The following is a 4,111-nucleotide window of genomic DNA, read 5'->3' on the forward strand; positions in this document are numbered from 1 at the left end:
TGCCCGCCGGGTGGGCCGCCGGCGCCGGCGAAGCCGCCCGGGGCGGGCGGGGGCGCGGGCACCGGGCCCGTCGGGCCGTCGACGCTCAGGGTGCCGCCTCCGCCGTACGGGGCGGAGGCGGCGGGCGGGGCGTCACCGGCTGCCGCGAACAGCTCGGGGCGCGGCCCGGCGGGGCGTGCGCCGGTCGAGCCCGGGCCGGTCGGGCGGGCACCGCCGAGGCGCGAGGCCCGGGCTGCGGGCTGCGCGGCGACCGGGACCGGCGCCATACGGCTCGGGGAGGCATGGTCGAGGGCGGCTTGACGGGCGGCGGCGGCCGCCTCGTAGCCGGTGAACAGGTCGGACAGGCCCGCCGGGGGCTCGCGCCAGCCGGATGGCGGCGGGGCGGGCTGACTGCGGCCGATCCGCAGCGAGGCGAGCCTGGGCACGTCGGTGCGGCGGTCGAGGTCGGCGGTGGAGAGGGCGAGGCGCACGCCCGTCCAGTCCTCGCCGGTCCGCTGGGCGACACTGGCGCGCAGGACGAGCCGACCGGTGTCGGAGCCGCTGCGGTAGGAGAGGCGGTAGGCGGGCACCCAGCGGGCGGCGGGGACGCCGTATTCCAGCTCCAGCTCCAGCTCGAGGTCGAGGTCGGGGTCGGGGTCGAGGTCGAGCTTTCGGGCGGGGTCGGGGCCGGGGTGAGTGTCGCCAGGGGGCCCGGGCGCGTCGTCGGGGATGGTGCTCCCGGTGGCGAGAGTGAGCAGCACGGTGGCCGTGGTCGCGACCGGTTCGGACCGGTCGGCGGTGGATGCCCGGTCCAGGCGATCAGCGGCCAAGTCGCGCTCGTGGTCGGCGAGTTCGATCTGCCGGTTGACCTCCTCGACCCGCTCCTGGAGAGCGGCCAGCCGCTCGTCGACGAAGTCGGCGAGCTCCAGCCAGGCATCGGCGGGCGTGCGGCGCAGCGGCTCGTCGCGACGGCGCTGCGGCGGTACGGCGCGCAGGGCGGCGGTGTCGGCGATCGCGGTGAGGAGCAGTCGGCGGCGCTCGGTCAGCACACTGCGGTGCTCGGTCGCTTCGTCCAACGCCCTCTGCAGCTCGGGGACTTCGCCCGGCTCGCGGAGCTCGGCCTGATGCTCCAGCCGAGCCTCGGTGACCACGGTGCCGACTGGCCCGGCCAGCACCCGGGCGCGCAGCGAGCGGCCGTCCAGGGCTGCGGGCAGGCCGGTCAGCCGCAGCCGTCCGCCTGGCGGCACCCGGACGGTCGCCCGGCGGCGGCACACCGCGCCCTCGGCGTACACCACGACGGAGTCCAGCACCGACGGGTGGGCCGGCACGGCCGGCGCGTTAGTCCGTCCGGTCCGGCTGGTGTGCTGATCGTCCGTGTTGTCAGTGTTGTCCGTGTCGTCCATGCGCAGCCCCTTCGTTCGCCTGTTGCGTGCCGCCTGTTGCCTGTTGCCTGTTGCCTGTTGCCTGTTGCCTGCCGCGTGCCGCTCGGCGTGTCACGCGGGTTGCCCGCTGGTGTGCTCGGACGCTCGCCCGCGCCTGCCCGGGGCGCCAGTCTGCCCGGCTTCGGTGCGGGCGTCGTCGGATTTCCCGGGTGCGGCGTGTGCACCGTGTGGGACGGAGGGGAAGCCGCCGCGGTTGCCCGGCGGTGAGTGGGGAGTGGGCAGTGGGGACCTCGGCGCGGCGGATGAGGGAGGATGGGGCGCGGGTGCTCCCGGACGGTTCCGGCACCTGTCGAGAATCGTGATGAGGAGAGCGACCCGCCATGCGCACTGCCGTCGTCGTCGGCACCGGACTGATCGGCACCTCCGCCGCACTCGCGCTGACCGCTCGCGGGCTGACCGTCCACCTGGAGGACGCCGACCCGGACGCCGCCCGCACCGCCGAGTCGCTCGGCGCGGGCACCACCGAGCCGGCCGACGGCCCCGTGGACCTGGCGATCATCGCCGTCCCGCCCGCGCTGGTCGGCAAGGTCCTCGCGGACTGCCAGCGCCGCAACCTGGCGCACTGGTACACCGACGTCGCCAGCGTGAAGGCCGGCCCCGGCAGCGAGATCGCCGCTCTCGGCTGCGACACCGTCCACTACATCGGCAGCCACCCGATGGCAGGCCGCGAGCGCTCCGGCCCGCTGGCCGCCCGGGCCGACATCTTCGAGGGCCGCCCCTGGGTGCTCACCCCGACCGCCGACACGGACAACGAGACGCTCAACGCCGCGCTGGAGCTGGTCGCGCTCTGCGGCGCGGTACCGATCGTGATGGACGCCGCCGAGCACGACCGGGCCGTCGCCCTGGTCTCGCACGCCCCGCAACTGGTGTCCTCGCTGGTCGCGGCCCGGCTGGAGGACGCCGACGAGACCGCCATAAGGCTCTCCGGCCAGGGAGTGCGCGACGTCACCAGGATCGCCGCCTCCAACCCCGGCATGTGGGTCGACATCCTCTCCGCCAACGCGGGCGCGGTCGCCGACATCCTGGAGGCCGTGGCCTTCGACCTCGGCGAGACCGTCACCGCGCTGCGCGCCCTGCAGGCGGCCGAGGAGGGCGAGCGCCGGGCGGGCGCGGCCGGGATCGAGGCGGTCATGCGGCGCGGCAACACCGGCCAGGCCCGGATCCCCGGCAAGCACGGCGCGCCGCCCACCCGGTACGAGACGGTCGCGGTCGTGCTCGGCGACCAGCCGGGCGAGCTGGGCCGACTGTTCGGCGAGGTCGGTGACGCCGGCGTCAACATCGAGGACGTCGTCATCGAGCATTCGACCGGGCAGCAGGTCGGGTTCGTCCAGCTGTCGGTGGCGCCGACGGCGGTCAAGCGGCTGGTGAAGGCGCTGCGCGCGAGCGGGTGGAACGTGCGGGACTGAGGACCGCGGGACCGGGGGATCGCGGGATCGGGGGACCGGGATCGCGGGATCGTGGGATCGGGGGACCGGGGATTCGCAGGATCGCGGGATCGGGGATTCGCGGGATCGCGGTCCGGGGGCGGGTCGGTCGGTTCGGGGGAGGGAGCGGGCGCGTGATCGTCGAGTTGCCGCTGGGGGAGACCCGGCACGGGTTCGCCGGGGAGCCGGTCGACCTGGGGAACGAGCGGTTCCTGCGCGCAGTGGCGGGCAGGGACCTCAGGATCCACCACCGCAGCGTCGAGGCGATGTACGGGCGCCCCCGGCCGACGTACCCCGACCAGGAGCTCGCGCCGCCCGAGCCGACCGTCAGCCTGCTGCTCCGGGCGGCCCACGCCGCCTTCGCCGAGCACCTGCCGCTGAGCCTGTCCCCGGACGTGCTCTGGTACGCGGTCGTGCACGAGGTCGCGGTTCACGTGCGGATGTACCCGCCGCGGTACCGGGCGCTGTTCGGCCCGGCCCGGGGCCGTCCGGTAACGATGGTGGTGCGCGACGACAGCCTGGCCGGTCCCGATCCGGACTGGTCGCGTTCGATCCGGCTGGCGCGGGAGCCGCTCGCGGAGGCGGTCGGCCCGGAACTGGTGGACCTGTTCCGGCCTGCCTTCTCCACCACGACGCCCGACGACGCGTCCTCGGCGCTGGTGGCGCTGATGGAGACGGTCAGCCCGTACTACGACTTCCGCTGGGAGACCCGCTGCGGCATCCCGCGGGTCCGGCTGGAGGGCACGGCCGCGGACTGGGCGCGGCTCGCCTCGGGGATCGGCGCGCTCGCCGCGCGCTTCGACTGGCTGGCGCCGTGGTTCGCGGAGCTGCGCCCGGTGGTGGAGCAGATCGCGACGACGGCGGCCGGCGGGCCGGTCGACGAGGACTTCTGGCGCTCGCTGTTCAAATGGCACTCGATGTCCGGCGGGCCCCGGGTGACCGGTTGGCTCACGGCCTTCCTCGCCCACACCCAGACCCCGGACGGGCCCCGGCTGCGGCGGTCCTTCGCCTGGCGGGAAGCGGCCAGCAACGGGTACCACCGGGAGGCGTTCGAGGTGAACGACTTCCCGTCGCACGTGTCGCGGGTGCCGTTCGTGTGGGACGTGCTCGGCCGGCAGGTGCCGATGGCCTTCGTGGGCGGGGTGCTCGGGATCGAGTGGGACGGGGAGTATCTGCGGCCGCGGCTGGGGAACGCGGTGGTGGAGGCGGTGGTGGAGGCGGGGGCTGAGACGGGTGCGGGTGCGGGTGCTGGTACGGGGGCGGGGC

At 75.5% G+C, this 4,111-nt stretch carries 3 protein-coding genes; 2 read left to right on the forward strand and 1 reads right to left on the reverse strand.

Features of this window, described 5'->3' with window-relative positions; translation table 11 throughout:
• On the reverse strand, positions 1-1,382 hold a 1,382-nt coding region (locus IF30_RS42790), incomplete at its 3' end, for a DUF4139 domain-containing protein (protein WP_158835980.1).
• A gap of 359 nt (positions 1,383-1,741) precedes the next feature.
• Here IF30_RS42790 and IF30_RS0139950 point away from each other — a divergent pair.
• Positions 1,742-2,827 (forward strand): prephenate dehydrogenase, encoded by a 1,086-nt coding sequence (locus tag IF30_RS0139950; protein ID WP_030247908.1) that lies wholly within the window; start codon positions 1,742-1,744, stop codon positions 2,825-2,827.
• A 152-nt stretch (positions 2,828-2,979) separates the two neighbouring features.
• Positions 2,980-4,111, forward strand: a 1,132-nt coding sequence (locus IF30_RS0139955; RefSeq protein WP_051712258.1) for a DUF4419 domain-containing protein, incomplete at its 3' end; no start/stop codon positions are given.

Source organism: Streptomyces sp. NRRL S-350 (assembly GCF_000719705.1).
Taxonomy (GTDB): Bacteria; Actinomycetota; Actinomycetes; order Streptomycetales; family Streptomycetaceae; genus Kitasatospora.